This window comes from Mangrovibacterium diazotrophicum (assembly GCF_003610535.1).
Classification (GTDB): Bacteria; Bacteroidota; Bacteroidia; order Bacteroidales; family Prolixibacteraceae; genus Mangrovibacterium; species Mangrovibacterium diazotrophicum.
This window is the reverse complement of sequence record NZ_RAPN01000001.1, coordinates 2,167,052-2,186,929: the sequence shown is the minus strand read 5'-3', so window position 1 is coordinate 2,186,929 and position 19,878 is coordinate 2,167,052. Positions and strand designations below refer to the sequence as shown.

The window sequence follows — 19,878 nt, the reverse complement described above, 5'->3', positions numbered from 1 at the left end:
TTAAATATCTTTTGTGAAAGAACGTCAAACTTTTATGTCATACTAAACAACAAAAATCTAAAGATGTTTTAGTCTGGTTTAAAATTCATTCACATTTATTTAGGAATAGGGCATTTTTTAGGCAAAATATTTCTGAATGTGTTGAAAATATGACTGTTGTAGGAATGTGGATTTTGCGATTTATTTTAAAGGTGCGGCAAATGCATCAACGTCGGCTCCGGAAATTGTTTTGTCGCAAAGAATAATCAGTCGTTCAATGACGTTTCTGAATTCGCGGATATTACCGGTCCACCGCATCTCTTGTAGCTTTTCAATCGCATCTTCGGTAATCGTTTTTTGCGGCATGCCGTATTCACCGCAAATTTGCTCAATAAAGTGATTGGCTAACAGCGGAATGTCGTCTGGACGTTCATTTAGTGCAGGTACTTTTATCAAGATCACGCTCAAACGATGGTATAAGTCTTCTCTGAAATTCCCTTTTTCAATTTCATCGCTCAGGTTTTTATTGGTAGCCGCGATAACGCGTACATCCACTTTGGTCGGTTTGTCGCCTCCAACTCGGGTAACAATGTTTTCCTGAAGTGCTCGCAAAACTTTTGCTTGGGCAGAGAGGCTCATATCGCCTATTTCATCAAGAAACAGCGTTCCGCCATCGGCTTGCTCAAATTTTCCTTTTCGTTGTTTTAAGGCAGAGGTGAATGCGCCTTTCTCGTGCCCGAACAATTCACTTTCAATTAACTCAGACGGAATGGCCGCGCAGTTAACTTCGACGAACGGCTGGGCCGCACGGTTACTTTTCTCGTGTAAGCGGCGGGCAATGAGTTCTTTGCCTGTGCCGTTTGAGCCTGTAATTAACACGCGTGCTTCCGTTGGGGCAACACGGTCGGCCATGTCGGTAATTTTTCGAATAGCTTCGGATTCACCCACAATCTCATATTTCTTGCTAACTTTCTTTTTCAGCACCTTCGTCTCGGTAATCAGGTTTGATTTATCCATGGCATTACGAATGGTAATGAGTAAGCGATTTAAATCCAGTGGTTTTTCAATGAAGTCGAAAGCACCTTTCTTGATCGACTCCACTGCCGTGTCAATGTTTCCGTGTCCGGAAATCATCACAACAGGTGTATCAATTCCAGATTCTGAAATTTTTTCCAACACTTCAATACCGTCCATTCCCGGCATTTTGATGTCGCACAAGATGATGTCGTACTCACTCTTTTTGATCATTTCCAGTCCCGCAGTTCCTTCTTCAGCGAGATCTACCTGGTATTTTTCATATTCAAGGATGTCCTTTAAAGTATTACGAATGCTGCGTTCGTCGTCGATTACGAGTATTTTTGACATGTCTGTGCGATTTTCAGTATTAGAACAAATTTAACGATTAATCCATTCCTTCAAAACGCCTTCACGAAGAGCGAAGTCGGTCTGTGTGATTTTTGAAATATTCAGTTTTCGCAAAACTAAGCGAATGAGGATGAAAGCAGGTACGATCATTTCGACGCGCAAAGGTTCCATTGCTTTAAGTTTCTCTCGCTCTGATTTGGTTGAACGAATAATCATATCGGCGATTAAATTGAATTCATTTAGACTGATATCCTGGGTAATCCGGGCTTTTGTTCCTGGGGCGGTATCATCTATCAGGTCGGCAAGCGTGTCGAAAGCGCCGGAGCAGCCGATGAGTTGAGTCGCCCGTTTTCCGTTAAACTGATTCCAAAGATTTGCTAGACCGGATGCGAACCAGCTTTCAATAGCGATGATTTCAGATGGTAGAATAGGATCCGAAATCTTAAATCCATCCACAACTCGGGCCATCCCCAGTGGGAAACTTTCTTTCCAGAATACTCTGTTAGATTCAGTTTGAATAAACTCATTACTGCCACCCCCGATATCCATAATCAGGCTGTTGGCCGGTATTTGGTCCAAAGCCAGCGTCACGCCATCGAAAATCAAGCGCGCTTCTTCCTCTCCGGAGATAACGGAAAGCTCCAAGCCTGTTGCATCAAATAGTGCTTGCGTGAATTCAGCTTTGTTATCGGCATCCCGCACAGCAGAAGTTGCGATGGTGATCGTTTTGTGTGCATCAAATCGGGCAATCGTTTCCTGATGCTTTTTCAATGCAGAGACAGCACGCTCAAACGCTTCGGCGGTGAGCATTTTCTTGTTAATTCCACCTTTGCCCAGTTTTACTCCTACTTTTCCCTGGTGGAGGATTTGATAGTTCTGTCCGTCTATTTCAGCGATAACTAAATTGCAGGTATTTGTTCCGAGGTCGATGACTGCGAGCTTCATTTGCTTTTTTTCTTCAAAAGTAAAAGTATTCCCTGAAAGCTTTGGTTTGAATTTAAGATGTTGCGCCTGAATTTATAGCTTTGTTTTTGTGAAAAAAAAGTAGCTGGTTGCGATTCTGTGAAAATAAGATTGCAAAACAATTGTAAATATTTCATTAAGATAAATGTTTCGTTGTATATGTTATATTTCAAATTTGTAACTTTAGCAAACTGGTACACCTGATTCTGTTTTTGATAAACAGATTACTTTCCAAAATGCGATATTGACTGGTTTAATAACTAAAATACTTTCACATTGAAAAAACATCAACTTTTTCGATATCTGTACGCAATCGTGCCTGCTTTATTTGTCTTAATACTAGCAATAGCGGCGTCAAGGTTGGAGGGAATTCGTTTGATTTTCTTTACAAGGGATGTAACGACATTGGGAAATTTGCCCTTTTATGCGGGGGCTATCTCTACATTGGGGATTTTTTTGTGGGGAGTCACTGCTGCGATTTGTCTTTTTACTTCGTCGCTACTTCTAAAATTAGCAGATCGACAATTGCTAAATTTTTTTCTGGTTGTAGCAATTATTAGCGCTTATCTGATGTTTGATGATTTATTTTTAATACATGAGCACTCCGGGACGTGGATACGTGGAGGGGAGAAATCGATTGTATTGTTACTTGGAGGCGTTGTTAGTTTACATCTTTTTTTATTTAGAAAAATTGTGCAAAATACGCATTACGGGATGTTACTGATAGCATTTTCCATGTTAGGTGCTTCTGTAATAGCGGATGAACTTCAACCTTATTTTTGGGAAAAGGGAGATTTACATACTTTGGCAGAAGATGGAACAAAGTGGGTAGGTATAGTTTGTTGGACAGGCTATTATGTTCAAACTGCATTTGATTTTATTATTCAGAAAACAAACGAAAAGAGATAAGATGAAATTAAAGATTAAAGCGACTCGTGTTTTCCGTTTGTTGTTGGCGATCATGGTAATTCTTTTAGTGGCAAACTGTATAGTAGTTTGGTTGAAGGTTTCAACGGGAGATGGGAGTCATTCATATATTAAGTTATTTGACTTCAATAAAGAGTCAAACGTACCTACTTTCTTTTCTAGTATGTTGTTGCTGTTGACGGCATTATTGCTTTTTTATATTGGTTTTGTACATCAAAGTCAAGAGAGTCGTCTGAAAAGGTATTGGTTTGGATTAGCTGTCGGGTTTCTGTATATGTCAATCGACGAATCGGCTCAAATACACGAAGTTGTGAATGGGCTAATTCAAATGAAGTTTAACCTAACAGGATTCTTTCATTATGCGTGGGTACTCCCTTTTGGAATCATCGCGTCGATTGTAGGTGTAGTTTATTTGATAAAGTTTTTACCGTTTATTCCAGGACGTATTAGAACGTTATTTTGGATTTCAGGAGGTATATATGTTGCGGGAGCTATAGGTTTTGAAATGATTGGGGGTAAAGTTGAAGATAGCGGTGGTTCTGATGTTTTATATGCGGTGCTTTATACGTTTGAAGAATTTTTCGAGATGTTGGGTGTTAGCTTATTCTTGTATGCGCTTTTGATTTACGTGCAAGATGAATTACGGGTGACGATTAAAACAAAGAAGAGTTTAGTATCAGACACAGTTTTTCCACAGAAATAGAAGTACTCGCATTGAAATAATTCAATAAAAAAACCAGCCCGTAAAAGAGCTGGTTTAATAGGGTGTTTCCCATATTTATATTGAAATGTTCGTTTAAAATAGTCCTTCAACTGATAGGTAGCGTTCGCCGGTATCGTAGCTGAAAGTGACAATTTTTGAACCTTTCGGAAGTTCCTGGAGTTTTTTCGCGATAGCGGCCAGGGAGGCACCCGAAGAAATTCCGATAAACAAACCTTCTTCTTTTGCTGCTCTTTTGGCGTATTCAAAAGCTTCATCTTTCGATACCTGGATTGTTCCGTCCAGTAAATCTGTTAACAGGTTTTTCGGAATGAAACCTGCGCCAATTCCCTGGATTGGGTGAGGCCCAGGTGCTCCACCACTGATAACCGGAGACGATTCCGGTTCAACTGCAAATGTTTTAATGTTCGGGAATTTTGCTTTTACAACTTCGCTAACACCTGAAATGTGCCCGCCAGTACCAACACCGGTAATCAGGTAGTCAAATCCTTCCGGAAGATCTGCCAAAATCTCTTTCGCCGTGTTTTTGCGGTGAGCTTCGATATTGGCCGCATTGTCAAATTGCGATGGAATCCATGAATTTGGGTTTTCTGCTGCGATTTCTTCCGCTTTGGCAATGGCACCTTTCATCCCTTTTTCTTTTGGTGTCAAAACCAGTTCAGCGCCGTAGGCTGTCAAAATGCGGCGTCTTTCAATCGACATTGATTCCGGCATCACCAAAATCAGTTTGTAGCCTTTTACTGCAGCTACCAACGCCAAGCCAATACCGGTGTTTCCCGAAGTTGGCTCAACCAGCAAGGTGTCGGGTTTCAAGATACCGTCGCGTTCGGCTGCTTCAACCATTTCCAACGCGATACGATCCTTGATGCTACCTCCTGGGTTTGTTTTTTCAACTTTTACATATACTTCATAGTCTGCAGGGAACAGACGATTTAAACGAACTAGCGGCGAGTTGCCGATGGTTTCCAAGATGTTGTTAACTTTCATTTGTTTTAATTTTATAGGGTTTTAAAATTTCGAAGCATAAAAAAAGCCTTCCGTTTCGGGAAGGCTCTATATGATTGTTTAAATAGAATCGCTATTGAAGCAGACACATACCTTCCTCCTTTTGCATTTTCATACAGCAACACATGCACATATAGAAGAAGTATTTATTCATGTCGTTTTCTTATCTGGAACAATTATAAATAAAAAATCTGAGAATAGTCACGTTTTTGAAAAATTAATTTCGATATCGCAGCCATTTAATAATTTCTTTAAAGTTGGGTTTTTTGCCGTACATTAAGATTCCGGTTCTGTAAATTTTGCCTGCAATCCAGATTACTCCCACGATTGATGCCGCTAAAATACTCATTGATAGGATTAATTGCCAGGTTGGTATTCCAAAAGGAACACGCACCATCATGATGACAGGAGAGGTGAATGGTACCATGGACGCCCAAAAAGCAAGGGCTCCTTCCGGATTCTTGACAACCGGGAATAAAATAACGATGGAGAAGATTAACGGGAGCATAACCGGGAACATCAGTTGCTGCGAGTCTTCATCCTGATCGACAGCCGAGCCAATAGCTCCCATGATTGAAGAATAGATCAGGAATCCGCCTAAAAAGTAGAAAATAAAACTTCCGAAGATGAGTGGCAGGTTTAAATTGCTGAGCGAGTCGAAAGCCTGCATCACTGCATTCTGCTGTTCCGCCTGCATAGGCTGCGCTGCGGTTATTCCAGGCGTGGTCATTAGGTTTTGGCTCGTTTCAATCGCTTGAACCTGGCCGGTGCCGGAAAAGGCTTTTGCTCCGGTCACGATTGCAGTGCCGATGATAAGCCAGAACAGAATCTGGGTGAGGCCAACCAACCCAATGCCGACAATCTTCCCAAACATGAGCTGCATTGGTTTTACAGATGAAATGATGACTTCAACAATCCGGTTTGTTTTTTCTTCCATAACCCCGCGCATAACCATCATGCCGTACATTAATACAAACATGTAAATAATGAATCCGGCCAAATAGCCCAAGCCCATTGCTATTTCGGTCGAACTCTTCGCGGTCTCACCGTTTTCGCCCACTTTAATGGTGTCGAGCTTGATGTTGGTGTGAGTTGCAGCCAATTGTTGCTCTAAATCAGGGATTCCGGATTCGTCGATAACACGCTGCTTTTTGTCGCTTTCAATCAGTTTTTCCAATCGGTCGTTTATCATCGATTTTACATCAATGGTAACCTGTTTGTCCGAGAATAACTGTGCCCGGTTTGAGCTCAGGATATTGGGGGGAATAAACAGAACGGCGTAATAGGGACTGCCCTTGATGTCGGATTTTGCCTTTTGGTATTCCTCTTCGGGCATATAATGAAACTTGGTGTATTCGTTTCCGTCCAACCGTCCGAGGAAAATGCCGGTAGCATCGTAAACGGCGATGGTGCGTTCTTCTTTATCATCCTGCATGGCAAGCCAGGCTGGTAAAATCGTCATCGCAGCCATTAAAAAAGGGAACAACAAAGTCATAATAATAAATGACTTTTTTCGAACGCGGGTGAGGTATTCGCGCTTTAAAATGAGCAGTGATTTGTTCATGGCTATTTCGTTTGGTTGGCTTGTTCTACAACTTGAATAAATACTTCGTTCATGCTCGGGATAACTTCACGGAAGGCAGAAATCTCCAAATTCGAGGTTAATTTCTGCAGGACCTCCCGGTTGCTTTCTCCATCGGCTTTGCGGAACATGATTCGCTGGCGGTTGCCTTTAATTTCCTGTTCCAGCAGTTCAAATCCATTACCCGCGAAAAGCGGATTCACCGGTGTTAGCTCAGGCGTTTCAATCTCGTAAATGCCGAGCTTGTATTGTTCTTTGATATCGTAAATATTGCCGTCCAGAATTTTTTTCGATTTGTTGATCAAAGCAATGTGGTCACAAACTTCTTCCACAGAGGCCATGTTATGGGTTGAAAAGATGATTGTTGCTCCTTGCTCTTTCAGGTTGAGGATTTCATTTTTCAGAAGCTTCGTATTGATGGGATCGAATCCGCTGAAGGGTTCGTCGAAAATTAGAAGCTTTGGCTCGTGGATCACTGTTGTAATGAATTGAACTTTCTGCGCCATCCCTTTCGAAAGCTCTTCTACTTTCTTGTTCCACCACGGTTGTATTTCAAACTTCTCGAACCACTTCTTGAGATTGCGCAAGGCATCTTGTTTTTTCATCCCCTTCAACTGAGCGAGGTACAAAGCCTGTTCGCCGACTTTCATTTTTTTATAAAGTCCGCGTTCTTCGGGTAGGTAGCCGATGTATTGAATGTCGGTCGACTTCGTTTTTCGCCCCATAAAATACACTTCGCCTGAATCGGGAGCAGTGATTTGGTTGATGATTCGAATCAGGGTTGTTTTTCCTGCCCCGTTCGGACCTAAAAGCCCGAAAACCGTTCCTTCCTCGACCGAGATGCTGACATGATCAAGTGCCCGGTGACCGGCATAGTCTTTAACAACCTCTGTTGCCTTGAACAATTCCATAAGTGTGAGTTTGAATTTAATCTATTTTGAAAACAGAATTTTCATGATGAAATCCAAATTTAAGAAAACGAATTCTTTCAGCCTAAAGCAATCGGTCAATTGCCGGAAAAAACAGGTAAGAGGAGGATTGTTGAAGTGTTGACATGTTTAGAGTTTCGAGTTTTGGGTTCCAAGCCCCAAGCTCTAAACAATCCTATGTAATCTTGCAGCGTGCGGCTTTCTACTTGTTGCTACTCTTTATTCATGTTTCACTAGTATTTTTTGAATAGTTTCGTCCTAATCAGTCATGGTTTCGCGGGGTTTAATAAGGACTGACAATAAAACGCTACCAATTAAAACCAAGCCGATAAACAAAAGTGAATAGGCCGGTTTGAAACCGATGGAGTCGAGGTGCGTGTGGAACAATAGTTTGAGCCCCACGAAGATTAGCAGGATGCTGACCCCATAGTTGAGGAAACGGAATTTGTCGACCATGTTGGCAATTAAAAAGAAGAGTGCGCGCAGCCCGATGATGGCAAAAATGTTGGAGAAAAACACAACAAACGGATCGAGTGAAATGGAGAATACTGCGGGTATGGAATCCATTGCAAAAAGTAGGTCGGTGAATTCAATGAGCACCAAGACTACGCATAGCGGTGTTAGGAATAGGCGTCCATCCAGGCGCAGCCAAAATTTGTTGCTGTGGTATTCCTTGGAAATGTTGAAATGCCGCGAGAGATATCTGACAATGGCGTAATCATGCGGGTCTTTGGTTTCCTCTTCCCTTTGAAAGAGGATTTTTCCACCTTGAAAGACCAGGAACCCGCCAAAAATCAGCAAAATCCATTCGAACTGGTGAATCAAAGCGGCACCTGCAAAAATGAAAATGAAGCGGAGCACTACTGCTCCCAGTACACCCCAGAACAAAACTGTTTTGTAGTTCTCGAGCGGAACAGAAAAGCCGCGCAGGATGAGCAGGATCACAAAGATATTGTCGACCGACAGTGTCTTTTCGATAAAATAACCAGTAATGTAGGTTAACGACATGTAGTTGCGGTATTCCTGCAGCATACTTTCGAAGCCGGAAGTTTTAAACCGCAGACCGGGCGCAAATTTTTGCTGCACCACCGCCAGTTTCTCCGGGCTGTTGATTCCGTGGAGCAAATGTCCCCATTGATGCAGGAACAGGTAGAATAGCAACGCAAGCCCAATCCACACGCCAGACCAAATAAACGCTTCTTTGGCCGATACGACATGCGAGTTACGACCAACCCACAATAGGTCGATCATCAACACAACCACAATAAGGACGAGAAAACCCGCCATGAGTAACAGTTCCGGAGCAATCATTCTTCTATTTAGTTTCGTTTATCTGGTCGAAATAAGCCTTTTAGTTCACCCGGGTTACACCGCCCGACACCACGAATTTCATCGCTTCGGCCGGTGGCATGTCCAATTTCTGAACGGCAGATGTTTCAACCATAAACAGTTCGCCGGAGAAGTTGTACGAGTGTGGGAAATAAACGGCAACCATGCCCGGCATGTTCAGTTCTTCCATGCTTTTTTGCGTCAGGAAGCCGATTTTCCATAGTTTGTTCTCTTTGTTAATACAAACGAGCACCGGTTTGTTGAACTTTTTTTCTTTGCCAACGAAGGCCGAAAACAAGTCAACCAATGAGGAGTAGATCACCTTTAGTAGAGGAGCCCGGTTAAGCAGACGCTCCCAAATTCGCTTGAAAGGGTTGAAGACAATGTATTCCCCCAGCAGACCGAGCAGCGTGAGTAGAACCAGGATAATCAAAAGGCCAAGTCCTGGCACAATATGACCGGTCCACGAGGCGAGCAGGTCGCGAAGCAGGCCGTCAATGAAATCGAAAATCACAAAAATAATGTATATCGTGATGGCCAGAGGTGCCACGAAAACAAGGCCTTGCATGAAATAAGTAACAATCCGCTTCATAGCTAAATGTTTGATATAAATGGGCCTGCAAAATACTCATTCTACAGTTAATCAATTGTTGTAAAAACTGAAAAGTAATGTTTAAATCATTTTTCGGGAGTTTGTTGTCGAATTAATTTTCGTGTTTTACGTACAGGATCTTTTATATGTCAGATAGATGTCGTAATTTGAAGAATCTCATCTCATATTTACCTTTTCATATTATTCTATGAATCATTTCCTTAATCCTCTTTAAAAATTTAAACATGAAAAAACTTGTTGCCGAGTTTATCGGAACCTTTTGGTTGGTTCTGGGTGGTTGCGGTAGTGCCGTGTTAGCCGCCGCTTTCCCCGAATTGGGAATTGGTTTTGCTGGTGTAGCTTTAGCGTTTGGTTTAACAGTTTTGACAATGGCGTATGCAATCGGACACATTTCCGGGTGCCACTTGAATCCGGCGGTGTCGGTAGGGCTGTGGATTGGCGGTCGGTTTGACGGGAAAGACCTGATCCCGTACATTATTGCCCAGGTTTTAGGTGGTATTGCAGCGGCGGCTGTTTTGTATACGATTGCAAGCGGGAAACCGGGTTTTGAATTGGGTGGATTTGCCGCGAATGGCTATGGTGAGCATTCTCCGGGTGGTTACAGCTTGCTGTCTGGTTTCGTGTGCGAGGTAGTGATGACCTTCATTTTCTTAATCGTGATTCTTGGTGCAACACATCCCAAAGCTCCTGCAGGTTTTGCGGGCATCGCCATTGGTTTGGCCTTGACTTTGATTCACTTGATTTCGATCCCGGTGACAAATACTTCGGTAAACCCTGCTCGTAGTACGAGCCAGGCTTTGTTTGTCGGCGACTGGGCTTTGGGGCAACTTTGGTTGTTCTGGCTGGCCCCCATAATTGGAGCGATTTTGGCAGGATTGGTATATAAATACCTTTCGCCGGTACATGAATAATGGGTTAAATAATAGCGAAAAACCCGCTTCCATGAATTGGAAGCGGGTTTATTATTTTTAGTCAGGATGATTTACGATTTGTATTCTTCCCAGGCTTTGATAGCGATATCGTCAATTTTGTATTTGCAAACAGCGTAGATAAATGCACTTGCTACGCGGGCGTTTGTAATCAACGGAATGTTGTAGTCGATTGAGGCACGACGGATTTTGTAACCGTTGCTCAATTCCCGTTTCGAATAGTTTTTCGGGATATTCACAACCAGGTCGATCTTTTTGTCGCGCAGGTAGTCGATTGTGTTTGGCTGAAGATCTTCTTCGTCCGGCCAGTGCAACATGGTCGAGTCTACTTTATTTTCGCGCAGGAAGCGGTGCGTGCCTTCTGTGGCGTAAATGTTGAATCCGCGATCCTGCAACATGCGGGCGCTATTCAGCAATTCCAGTTTCGAGCGGGCCTGGCCCGAAGAGATTAGCACGTTCTTTTCAGGGAATTTGTATCCTACTGAAAGCATCGACTTCAGAATGGCTTCGTAGAAGTTTTCGCCGATACAGGCCACCTCCCCGGTAGATGACATGTCGACACCCAAAACAGGGTCGGCATTCAACAGACGGTGGAAGGAGAATTGCGGTGCTTTCACGCCTACGTAATCCAGTTCGAACAGCGATTTGTCCGGTTTGGTGTAAGGCGCGCCCATCATTACTTTCGTTGCAATTTCAATCAGGTTGATCTTCATTACTTTCGAAACGAATGGGAAGCTTCGCGAAGCACGCAGGTTACACTCAATTACTTTAATGTCGTTATCTTTTGCCAGGAACTGCATGTTGAACGGACCTGAAATCTCCAGAGCTTTGGCGATCTCGCGCGAAATCTTCTTGATGCGGCGGATCGTTTCGACATAAAGTTTTTGCGGTGGGAATACGATGGTGGCATCACCGGAGTGTACACCGGCGAATTCAACGTGTTCCGAGATTGCGTAGGCAACCATTTCACCTTTATCGGCTACGGCGTCAATTTCAATTTCTTTAGCTTGCTCGATGAACTCGGTCACTACAACCGGGTGTTCTTTCGAAACATCAGCAGCCATTTGCAGGAAGTGCTCCAGCTGATCCGGGTTCGATACCACGTTCATGGCAGCACCTGAAAGTACATACGAAGGACGGATCAACACCGGATAGCCTACAGTTTCGATAAACTTGTAGATATCGTCTATGCTGGTCAGTTCGCTCCAGCGAGGCTGGTCAACCCCGATTTCATCCAACAGGGCGCTGAATTTTTTGCGGTCTTCTGCGTTGTCAATTTTCAGAGCCGAAGTACCCAGGATTGGAACTTCCTGCTTGTACAGTTTCATCGCCAGGTTGTTCGGAATCTGTCCACCCACCGAAACGATTACCCCTTTCGGATTCTCCATTTCATAGATGTCCATTACGCGCTCGAAAGTCAGCTCGTCAAAGTACAGTCGGTCGCAAGTATCGTAGTCGGTACTTACAGTTTCCGGGTTGTAGTTGATCATGATTGCGCGGTGACCTTCCTTGCGGATGGTGTTGATTGCGTTCACTGAACACCAGTCGAACTCAACCGAGCTACCGATTCGGTAGGCACCTGATCCCAAAACAACAACTGATTTGTCGTCTTGCGTGAATTCAACATCATGTTCTGTTCCATGGTAAGTCAAATACAGGTAGTTGGTTTGAGCAGGGTATTCACCGGCCAATGTGTCAATTTGCTTCACAAATGGGGTGATGTTTTTGGCTTTCCGGTAAGCACGAACTTTCAACAGTCCGTCGTTGATTTCTTTGTTCGGGCAGTCCAAAACCAAACGAGCAATCTGGAAATCGGAGAACCCGGCTTTTTTGGCATCCAACAACAAGGTGTCGTCCAGTTCTTCAATAGTCGATTTGGTGCTCAGTGTATTTTTCAGCGTATCGATGTTCTTCAGCTTTTGCAGGAACCAACGATCGATTTTTGTTTTCTCGTGGATTTGATCAACGGTGTAACCTTTCGCAAAGGCCGCTGCAATCGCGAAGATGCGTCGGTCAGTCGGGTTTACCAATTCTTCATCAATCTCGTCGATGGTGATTTCTTCTTTGTTAGCAACGAAACCGTGCATGCCCAAGCCGACCATCCGGATACCTTTTTGGATGGCTTCCTCGAAGCTGCGGCCGATGGACATGATCTCACCAACTGATTTCATGGAGCTACCCAGGTTTTTGGATACGCCGCTGAATTTATTCAAGTCCCAACGTGGAATTTTACAAACCACGTAGTCCAGTGCAGGCTCGAAACAAGCTGTGGTTACTTTGGTAACCGAGTTTTTCAGCTCGTGCAAACCGTAGCCCAAACCTAATTTGGCTGCTACAAAGGCCAGCGGATAGCCGGTTGCTTTTGACGCCAGGGCTGATGAACGGGACAGACGGGCATTCACCTCAATCACACGGTAGTCTTCCGAGTGGGGATCGAGCGTGAACTGTACGTTACACTCACCAACTACACCGATGCGGCGAATAATTTTAATAGCGATTTGACGAAGTTTGTGGTATTCTGAGTTTGAAAGGGTTTGAGACGGTGCAATAACGATTGACTCACCTGTGTGTATACCTAGCGGGTCGAAGTTTTCCATGTTACACACAGTGATACAGTTGTCGTACTTGTCACGAACAACTTCGTATTCAACTTCTTTCCACCCTTTAAGCGATTCCTCAACCAACACCTGCGGAGAGTAAGAGAATGCGCTTGCAAGCAGTTTGTCCAATTCTTTTTCGTTACTGCAGAAACCGCTACCTAAACCACCCAATGTGTAGGCTGCGCGGACGATGATCGGGAAGCCCAGTTTTTCAGCGGCTGCTCTACCTTCGGCCATGTTTGTACAGGCGATACTGCGTGGTGTCAGTACATCGATTTCTTTCAGGATGCCGGCAAAGATTTCGCGGTCTTCGGTGTCGATGATACTTTGTACCGGAGTACCTACAACCTGGATGTTGTATTTTTCGAGAATTCCCTGGCGGAATAAGTCAACACCGCAGTTCAGTGCTGTTTGACCACCGAATGCCAGCAAAATTCCATCCGGGTTTTCTTTCTTGATGACCTGCTCAACAAAGTAAGCCGTAACCGGAAGGAAATAAATTTTGTCGGCAATTTCTTCCGAAGTTTGGATTGTGGCAATGTTCGGGTTAATCAGAATGGTTTCAACGCCTTCTTCTTTTAAGGCTTTCAGTGCCTGTGAACCGGAGTAGTCGAACTCGCCGGCTTCACCAATTTTGAGGGCACCCGACCCCAGAACAATTGCTTTCTTTATACTTGTGTTTAAACGTACCATAATTTTAATGTTTGTGCTCCTTTTTCTCTGGTTTGAGATATTTTGTTAGCCCTTTTTGAATTTTACAATGTTTTCGATGAATTCGTCAAACAGATATTCCGTGTCAACCGGGCCACTGCAGGCCTCCGGGTGGAATTGTGTAGAGAAGAAAGGTTTCGTTTTGTGGCGAATACCTTCGTTGGTGTCGTCGTTAACATTGATAAACATCGGTTCCCAGTCGGCAGGAAGGGAGTCCGGAGCAACGGCATAGCCGTGGTTTTGAGAGGTGATAAAGCAGCGATCAGTTCCGTTTAGTAATACAGGTTGGTTGTGGCTGCGGTGTCCGAATTTCAGTTTGTAAGTTTCGGCTCCGGCAGCACGGGCGAGCAATTGGTTGCCCAGGCAGATACCCATGATTGGTTTTTCCATGGCGATAGCTTTGCGGATGTTTTCAACAGTGGTTCCGCATTTGGCAGGGTCGCCAGGTCCGTTTGATAAGAAAACGCCGTCGTATTCTTCCTGGGTGAAATCGTAGTCCCAAGGCACGCGGATCACAGTTGCATTGCGGTTCAGCAGGCAGCGGATGATGTTATTTTTCACACCACAGTCTACCAACACCACTTTGTGTTCTCCGTCGCCGTATACTTCTTTTTCTTTTGTGCTGGCTACAGCTACCAGGTTTTCAGCATTCGGGTCATAAAATTCAATTGCGTCATCTTCAAATTCAATTTTGCCCAACATGGAACCTTTTACGCGAAGTATTTTGGTCAATGCACGTGTGTCGATACCGTAAATCCCCGGAACGTTGGATTCTTTCAACCAGTCGCCAAGGCTTTTAATGGCATTCCAGTGACTGTACTCGGCAGAATAATCGGAGATGATTAGACCACTAATGTGCACTTTGTTAGACTCGTAGAACTCGTTGATGTTGTTCTTGAGTTCATCAGAAGGTACTCCGTAGTTCCCGATCAACGGGAAGGTAGATACCAGGATCTGTCCCGTATATGAAGGATCTGTTAAACTTTCTGGATAACCGGTCATTGCAGTGTAAAAAACTACCTCGCCAGCAACCGACTTCTCATATCCGAAAGATACGCCCTCGAAACGGGTTCCGTCTTCTAAAACCAAACTGACTTTTTTTGCCTCTGTCATTTCTATGATCGCTTATATTGATTAAAAAAAATGCGTCTGTCTACGGGAAGTAGGTCAAACGCATTGTGCATATTTTCTATTGTTTTGATGTTTTCTGTTCACTTTTTCAGAAATTAATCTATCGCTTTTTCATATAGGGCTTAACACCCCGTTTTTTAAATCCGGTACAAAAATAGAAATAATTCCTGAATTAAAATTTGTTTTTTACAAATAATGAATAAATTTGCAGTGTATTTGCATATATATACAAAAATGAAGAATCGCGTTAGCAGACAATTAGCCATAAAACAGATCATCACCTCCAGCGAAATACGCAGCCAGGATGAATTGTTGGTGAAGTTGCACGCACAGGGATTTGATCTGACTCAGGCAACATTGTCGCGCGATCTGAAAGCCTTAAAAGTAGCTAAAGTGCCTTCGGGCGATTTGGGCTATATGTACGTGATACCGGAAGGCATGAACGTTGAAAGCCGCGACGCGAGTGATGAAGTGAATTTTCTGGCAGACGGTTTTCGCGATTTGAGTTTTTCCGGTAACCTGGCCGTCATGAGAACACGACCTGGGTATGCCAGCAGCATTGCTGCCGTTTTAGATAATGCAGAACCATACGAGATTTTGGGGAGTATTGCCGGAGATGATACCATTTTACTGGTAATGCGGGAAGGAGTTAGCCCTCGGGATCTTAAAAATAGTCTGGTATTAATAATGCCTAAGTTACAGGACAAGATTGGCAAGTAGAGAAATGAAGACATTCGGAGAAGTAAAAGTAGTTGTTGCAGATGAGTCTCATCTGAAGTATGTGACCGTTATTAACGACACCATCGATGCGGCATCGAAAGAGCGTGGCACTGGTATCGCTCGTCGTACCGATGAGTATATTACCACTAAAATCAGCGAAGGCAAAGCAATTATAGCACTCGATGGTGAGAAGTTTGCTGGTTTTTGTTACGTCGAATCATGGGGGCACAACCGTTTTGTTGCCAACTCAGGTTTGATCGTTGTAAAAGATTATCGTGGTGGAGGTTTGGCTCGCGAGATCAAAAAGAAAGCTTTTGAATTGTCGCGAAAAAAATTCCCCGATGCAAAAATATTCGGTTTGACGACCGGCTTGGCGGTGATGAAAATCAACCACGAGTTGGGATACCGTCCGGTAACATTCTCGGAATTGACAGATGATGAGAGTTTCTGGAAAGGTTGTCAGAGCTGCGTGAACTACGATATTCTGCAGCGTACCGGACGTTCCAAGTGTTTGTGCACCGGAATGTTGTTCGACCCGGCCTGGGAAAAAGCCAAGCAAGCAGCAGAGGTTAAGCCGAAGAAAATATCCTTGATCGAGATGATTGGGAAATTAAAACCAAAATCGATGAATGGGGGTAAAGAATTAAACTTTAATGTGTTTAAAAGAGTAAAACAAGATATAAGTGGTGGCACTGTTCGGCAGTCATTTCAGGATTAATTTTTTTCATAAAAGGCCTGTTTGGAACAAGTAAGTATCATAGGAATTTTCAGGATTAATTGTTAAACAGTAGTTCCGGCAGGTTGTAAGGTTAGTAAAGTTGTAAGTTTTCAGTAAATGCTGGATTTGTGTCATCACTTTTTTAAAAATCAACTAAAATGAAAGATAAGGTAGTATTAGCATACAGTGGCGGGTTGGATACCTCGTTTTGTGCAAAATACTTGTCAGTAGAAAAAGGTTTGGAAGTTTACACAGCGATCGCCAACACCGGAGGTTTTGGAAAAGAAGAGCTGGAAACAATTGAGAAAAAAGCTTACGAGCTGGGCTCAGCCAAACATGTTACCCTTGATGTAACCGACACGTACTACGAGAAGAGTATTAAATACATGGTTTTCGGAAACGTGTTGCGAAACAATACTTACCCCATTTCAGTTAGTTCGGAGCGTATATTTCAGGCGATTGCCATTATTGAATATGCGAAAAAAATTGGCGCTAAATATGTGGCGCACGGAAGTACCGGTGCCGGAAACGATCAGGTGCGTTTTGACCTGACCTTTGAAGTTTTAGCGCCGGATATCAAAATTCTGACTCCAACACGTGACTTAGTGTTGACGCGTCAGGAAGAAATTGATTACCTGAAAAAACACGGAGTTGAAGCCGACTGGAGCAAAATGGCCTACTCGATTAATAAAGGCCTTTGGGGAACCAGTATTGGCGGAAAAGAAACCCTGACTTCAGATAAAACATTGCCGGAATCGGCTTACCCTTCTCAGTTGACCGAACAAGGTGAGCGCGAAATCACACTCGATTTTGTAGAAGGTGAATTGAAAGGCGTGGACGGAAAACGCTACTTCAATACGGTTGAAGCCATTCGTGATCTGGAAGCCATTGCATCGAAATATGCGATTGGGCGCGACATGCACATTGGCGATACCATCATCGGTATCAAAGGCCGTGTTGGTTTTGAAGCCGCTGCGCCGATGATCATTATTAAAGCGCACCAAATGCTCGAAAAGCACACTTTGACCAAATGGCAAATGTACTGGAAAGAGCAGTTGAGCACTTGGTATGGCATGTTCCTGCACGAGTCGCTTTACCTGGATCCGGTGATGCGCGATATCGAGAAATTCCTCGAAAGCACACAGGCTTCAGTTTCCGGTAAAGTTATCGTGAAATTGCGTCCTTATCAATTTGTATTGGTTGGCATCGATTCACCTTACGACCTGATGAAATCTGATTTCGGTGAATACGGTGAAATGAATAAAGCCTGGACTGCCGACGATGTGAAAGGCTTCACCAAAATTTTGGGTACATCCTTAAAAATTTACAATTCAGTCAATAAAAAATATTAGTCCGGAGCGATGAGCAAAATCAAAGTTGGAATTATTGGAGGAGCCGGTTACACGGCAGGCGAATTGATCCGGATTTTGTTGAACCACCCGCAAGCTGAACTGGCATTCATCCAGAGTAGCAGTAACGCGGGTAACCCAATCTACGAAGTGCACCGCGACCTGCTGGGAGACACTGATCTGACTTTTGTCGCTGAACCCGACTTTAGTCTGAGCGATGTGATCTTCCTGTGCATGGGCCACGGAAAATCGAAGGAGTTTGTCACCGCGAATGACATTCCTTCAACTGTCAAAATTATTGACCTGAGTCACGACTACCGTTTGAAAGCTGAAGGAAATGACTTTGTGTACGGTTTGCCGGAATTGAACCGCGAAACAATCCGACAATCGGGGCACATTGCCAACCCGGGATGCTTTGCAACGGGAATCCAATTGACAATGTTGCCCCTTGCCGCAGCCGGCCTGCTCACCGACGAGTTGCACGTTCATGCAATCACCGGATCAACAGGCGCGGGACAGGCTCCGTCGTCAACCTCTCACTTCAGCTGGCGTAGTGGTAACGTTTCGGTTTACAAAGCGTTTCAACACCAGCATTTGGGTGAGATTACCCAAAGTGTGAAACAACTGCAACCAGGCTACGATAAAGCCATCAACTTTATCCCGGTGCGCGGAAATCACACTCGCGGCATTTTCGTTTCAACTTATACCGAATTTGCCGGCACGTTGGACGAGGCAGTGAGTCTGTATGAAAGCTATTATGCCGAGCATCCGTTTGTTTTTGTTACGAAGGAAAACCCGGATGTGAAGCAGGTGGTTAACACCAACAAGGCCATTTTGCATTTAGAAAAACATGGCAGCAAACTGATGATTTTGAGCGTAACAGATAATTTGCTGAAAGGCGCATCAGGACAAGCTGTTCAAAATATGAACCTGCAATTTGGGTTGGACGAGAAGACCGGGCTGAATTTAAAACCGGTTTCATTTTAAGACAGATTTTCGGATATCTGGATTCTCGGATTTTCAGATGTTCGGAACTTGAAGCTTGTAGCTTTTTACTTTTTACTTTGAAAAATTATGAAACTTTTCGATGTATATCCGCTGTTTAATATCACTCCAGTAAAGGCTGAAGGCTCTTACATGTGGGACAGCGAGGGCAATAAATACTTGGATTTGTACGGGGGACATGCCGTAATTTCAGTGGGACACAGTCATCCGCACTATGTGCAAAAAATTATCGATCAGCTTAACCAGATCGGTTTTTACAGTAACTCGGTAGTTATCCCGCAGCAACAGGAATTGGCCGACAAGTTGGGCAAAGCGTCCGGCTTGGACGATTATCAGTTGTTCCTGGTAAACTCGGGAGCCGAAGCGAACGAAAATGCCATCAAGCTGGCCTCTTTTGCAACAGGACGTAAAAAAATTATCAGCTTCAATAAAGGATTTCACGGTCGTACATCGGCAGCGGTGGCTATTACCGACAATCCGAAAATTGTAGCTCCGGTAAACGAAACAGAAAATGCGGTTATCCTGCCGCTAAACGATATTGAGCAAGTAGTGCTGCATTTAAAGGCTGAAGATGTTGCAGCAATCATTGTAGAGGGCATTCAGGGAATCGGGGGAATTCGTGTCCCCGATCCTGCCTTCCTTGAAGAGCTGGAACGCCAATGTAAAAAGTATGGCACACTGCTTATTTTGGATGAAATTCAATCGGGGTACGGACGTAGCGGAAAGTTTTTCGCTTTCCAATACACCGATGTAAAGCCCGATTTGATTACCACTGCCAAAGGAATGGGGAACGGCTTTCCGATCGGTGGCTTGTTAATTCAACCTGAATTGAAGCCTTGGTATGGAATGTTGGGAACTACCTTCGGTGGAAATTACCTGGCTTGCGCAGCTGGCATCGCTGTTCTCGAAATTATGGAACAGGAGAAGCTGGTTGAAAATGCTGCAAAAGTTGGTGAATACCTGATGGAAAAACTGGCGGGCTACAAGCAAATCAAAGAAGTTCGTGGGCACGGCTTGATGATCGGTTTGGAGTTTGAAGAGCCGATTAAAGAAATTCGTTCAAAATTGCTGACGGAAGAGAAAGTCTTCACCGGCGTTTCGGGAACGAACATCATCCGGTTGTTGCCACCGCTGAGTTTGACCATGGAAGAAGCAGCGTATTTTATCTCTAAATTTGAAAAAGTATTGAACGAATTATACGCGGAAGCGTAGCATAACAACTCCGGACTGTGAGAGCGATTCGCTACAGTCATTTGTTGTCATTTAAGAAGTCATTTATAGTCATTCGTTGTGACGAAAAAC

The 19,878-nt window shown here is 43.9% G+C and carries 17 protein-coding genes; 8 read left to right on the top strand and 9 right to left on the bottom strand.

Translation table 11 applies throughout. The features are described 5' to 3' along the window. Positions 1 to 180: 180 nt before the first annotated feature. Both BC643_RS08535 and BC643_RS08530 read right to left on the bottom strand, forming a co-directional pair. Positions 181 to 1,344: a sigma-54-dependent transcriptional regulator gene (locus BC643_RS08535; protein WP_120272685.1), complete on the bottom strand. Its 1,164-nt coding sequence runs from the start codon at positions 1,342 to 1,344 to the stop codon at positions 181 to 183. A gap of 30 nt (positions 1,345 to 1,374) precedes the next feature. Beyond that, positions 1,375 to 2,289 (bottom strand): Ppx/GppA phosphatase family protein, encoded by a 915-nt coding sequence (locus tag BC643_RS08530; RefSeq protein ID WP_120272684.1) that lies wholly within the window; start codon positions 2,287 to 2,289, stop codon positions 1,375 to 1,377. Positions 2,290 to 2,583: 294 nt separating this feature from the next. On the opposite strand from BC643_RS08530, the gene BC643_RS08520 reads away from it, so the two are divergent. Further along, on the top strand, positions 2,584 to 3,216 hold the full coding sequence (locus BC643_RS08520) for a hypothetical protein (RefSeq protein WP_120272682.1): 633 nt from the start codon (positions 2,584 to 2,586) through the stop codon (positions 3,214 to 3,216). A 1-nt stretch (position 3,217) separates the two neighbouring features. Continuing rightward, positions 3,218 to 3,937, top strand: a complete 720-nt coding sequence (locus BC643_RS08515; protein ID WP_120272681.1) for a peptidase M48 Ste24p — start codon at positions 3,218 to 3,220, stop codon at positions 3,935 to 3,937. A 93-nt stretch (positions 3,938 to 4,030) separates the two neighbouring features. Here BC643_RS08515 and cysK read toward each other — a convergent pair whose 3' ends face one another. From cysK to BC643_RS08490, 5 genes are all read right to left on the bottom strand, one after another. Further along, complete coding sequence (gene cysK / locus BC643_RS08510) at positions 4,031 to 4,942, bottom strand: cysteine synthase A (RefSeq protein WP_120272680.1); 912 nt, start codon at positions 4,940 to 4,942, stop codon at positions 4,031 to 4,033. Positions 4,943 to 5,177: 235 nt separating this feature from the next. After that, positions 5,178 to 6,524 (bottom strand): ABC transporter permease, encoded by a 1,347-nt coding sequence (locus BC643_RS08505; RefSeq protein ID WP_120272679.1) that lies wholly within the window; start codon positions 6,522 to 6,524, stop codon positions 5,178 to 5,180. 2 nt (positions 6,525 to 6,526) lie between these two features. Next, a complete protein-coding gene (locus BC643_RS08500) occupies positions 6,527 to 7,453 on the bottom strand; it encodes an ABC transporter ATP-binding protein (RefSeq protein ID WP_120272678.1) in 927 nt (308 codons plus the stop codon). 276 nt (positions 7,454 to 7,729) lie between these two features. Then, the gene (locus tag BC643_RS08495) at positions 7,730 to 8,782 is read right to left on the bottom strand and encodes a TerC/Alx family metal homeostasis membrane protein (protein WP_211338016.1); all 1,053 of its coding nucleotides are present in this window, start codon (positions 8,780 to 8,782) and stop codon (positions 7,730 to 7,732) included. A 40-nt stretch (positions 8,783 to 8,822) separates the two neighbouring features. After that, positions 8,823 to 9,392: a DUF502 domain-containing protein gene (locus BC643_RS08490; protein ID WP_120272677.1), complete on the bottom strand. Its 570-nt coding sequence runs from the start codon at positions 9,390 to 9,392 to the stop codon at positions 8,823 to 8,825. A 245-nt stretch (positions 9,393 to 9,637) separates the two neighbouring features. Here BC643_RS08490 and aqpZ point away from each other — a divergent pair, with 245 nt between their 5' ends. Continuing rightward, complete coding sequence (aqpZ, locus tag BC643_RS08485) at positions 9,638 to 10,324, top strand: aquaporin Z (RefSeq protein WP_120272676.1); 687 nt, start codon at positions 9,638 to 9,640, stop codon at positions 10,322 to 10,324. Positions 10,325 to 10,395: 71 nt separating this feature from the next. Here the strand turns inward: aqpZ and carB are convergent, their stop codons facing one another. Then, on the bottom strand, positions 10,396 to 13,635 hold the full coding sequence (gene carB / locus BC643_RS08480; RefSeq protein WP_120272675.1) for a carbamoyl-phosphate synthase (glutamine-hydrolyzing) large subunit: 3,240 nt from the start codon (positions 13,633 to 13,635) through the stop codon (positions 10,396 to 10,398). 45 nt (positions 13,636 to 13,680) lie between these two features. Next, positions 13,681 to 14,766: a glutamine-hydrolyzing carbamoyl-phosphate synthase small subunit gene (gene carA / locus BC643_RS08475; RefSeq protein ID WP_120272674.1), complete on the bottom strand. Its 1,086-nt coding sequence runs from the start codon at positions 14,764 to 14,766 to the stop codon at positions 13,681 to 13,683. A gap of 252 nt (positions 14,767 to 15,018) precedes the next feature. Here carA and BC643_RS08470 point away from each other — a divergent pair, with 252 nt between their 5' ends. From BC643_RS08470 to BC643_RS08450, 5 genes are all read left to right on the top strand, one after another. After that, positions 15,019 to 15,504 (top strand): arginine repressor, encoded by a 486-nt coding sequence (locus BC643_RS08470; RefSeq protein WP_120274209.1) that lies wholly within the window; start codon positions 15,019 to 15,021, stop codon positions 15,502 to 15,504. 4 nt (positions 15,505 to 15,508) lie between these two features. Next, entirely contained in the window at positions 15,509 to 16,222 is a 714-nt protein-coding gene (locus BC643_RS08465) for a GNAT family N-acetyltransferase (protein ID WP_170154501.1), read from the top strand. Between the two features lie 158 nt (positions 16,223 to 16,380). Continuing rightward, complete coding sequence (locus BC643_RS08460) at positions 16,381 to 17,574, top strand: argininosuccinate synthase (protein ID WP_120272673.1); 1,194 nt, start codon at positions 16,381 to 16,383, stop codon at positions 17,572 to 17,574. 9 nt (positions 17,575 to 17,583) lie between these two features. After that, entirely contained in the window at positions 17,584 to 18,558 is a 975-nt protein-coding gene (gene argC / locus BC643_RS08455) for an N-acetyl-gamma-glutamyl-phosphate reductase (protein ID WP_120272672.1), read from the top strand. An 87-nt stretch (positions 18,559 to 18,645) separates the two neighbouring features. Next, positions 18,646 to 19,788: an aspartate aminotransferase family protein gene (locus tag BC643_RS08450; RefSeq protein WP_120272671.1), complete on the top strand. Its 1,143-nt coding sequence runs from the start codon at positions 18,646 to 18,648 to the stop codon at positions 19,786 to 19,788. The last annotated feature ends 90 nt before the right edge of the window (positions 19,789 to 19,878 follow it).

Bases quoted from the DNA above. Each gene is read 5' to 3' on its own strand.
- BC643_RS08465 (WP_170154501.1), top strand. From the start codon at position 15,509: ATGAAGACATTCGGAGAAGTAAAAGTAGTTGTTGCAGATGAGTCTCAT.
- carB (WP_120272675.1), bottom strand. From the start codon at position 13,635: ATGGTACGTTTAAACACAAGTATAAAGAAAGCAATTGTTCTGGGGTCG.
- cysK (WP_120272680.1), bottom strand. From the start codon at position 4,942: ATGAAAGTTAACAACATCTTGGAAACCATCGGCAACTCGCCGCTAGTT.
- BC643_RS08500 (WP_120272678.1), bottom strand. From the start codon at position 7,453: ATGGAATTGTTCAAGGCAACAGAGGTTGTTAAAGACTATGCCGGTCAC.
- BC643_RS08490 (WP_120272677.1), bottom strand. From the start codon at position 9,392: ATGAAGCGGATTGTTACTTATTTCATGCAAGGCCTTGTTTTCGTGGCA.
- aqpZ (WP_120272676.1), top strand. From the start codon at position 9,638: ATGAAAAAACTTGTTGCCGAGTTTATCGGAACCTTTTGGTTGGTTCTG.
- BC643_RS08535 (WP_120272685.1), bottom strand. From the start codon at position 1,344: ATGTCAAAAATACTCGTAATCGACGACGAACGCAGCATTCGTAATACT.
- BC643_RS08450 (WP_120272671.1), top strand. From the start codon at position 18,646: ATGAAACTTTTCGATGTATATCCGCTGTTTAATATCACTCCAGTAAAG.
- BC643_RS08530 (WP_120272684.1), bottom strand. From the start codon at position 2,289: ATGAAGCTCGCAGTCATCGACCTCGGAACAAATACCTGCAATTTAGTT.
- carA (WP_120272674.1), bottom strand. From the start codon at position 14,766: ATGACAGAGGCAAAAAAAGTCAGTTTGGTTTTAGAAGACGGAACCCGT.
- BC643_RS08495 (WP_211338016.1), bottom strand. From the start codon at position 8,782: ATGATTGCTCCGGAACTGTTACTCATGGCGGGTTTTCTCGTCCTTATT.
- BC643_RS08470 (WP_120274209.1), top strand. From the start codon at position 15,019: ATGAAGAATCGCGTTAGCAGACAATTAGCCATAAAACAGATCATCACC.
- BC643_RS08515 (WP_120272681.1), top strand. From the start codon at position 3,218: ATGAAATTAAAGATTAAAGCGACTCGTGTTTTCCGTTTGTTGTTGGCG.
- BC643_RS08460 (WP_120272673.1), top strand. From the start codon at position 16,381: ATGAAAGATAAGGTAGTATTAGCATACAGTGGCGGGTTGGATACCTCG.
- argC (WP_120272672.1), top strand. From the start codon at position 17,584: ATGAGCAAAATCAAAGTTGGAATTATTGGAGGAGCCGGTTACACGGCA.
- BC643_RS08505 (WP_120272679.1), bottom strand. From the start codon at position 6,524: ATGAACAAATCACTGCTCATTTTAAAGCGCGAATACCTCACCCGCGTT.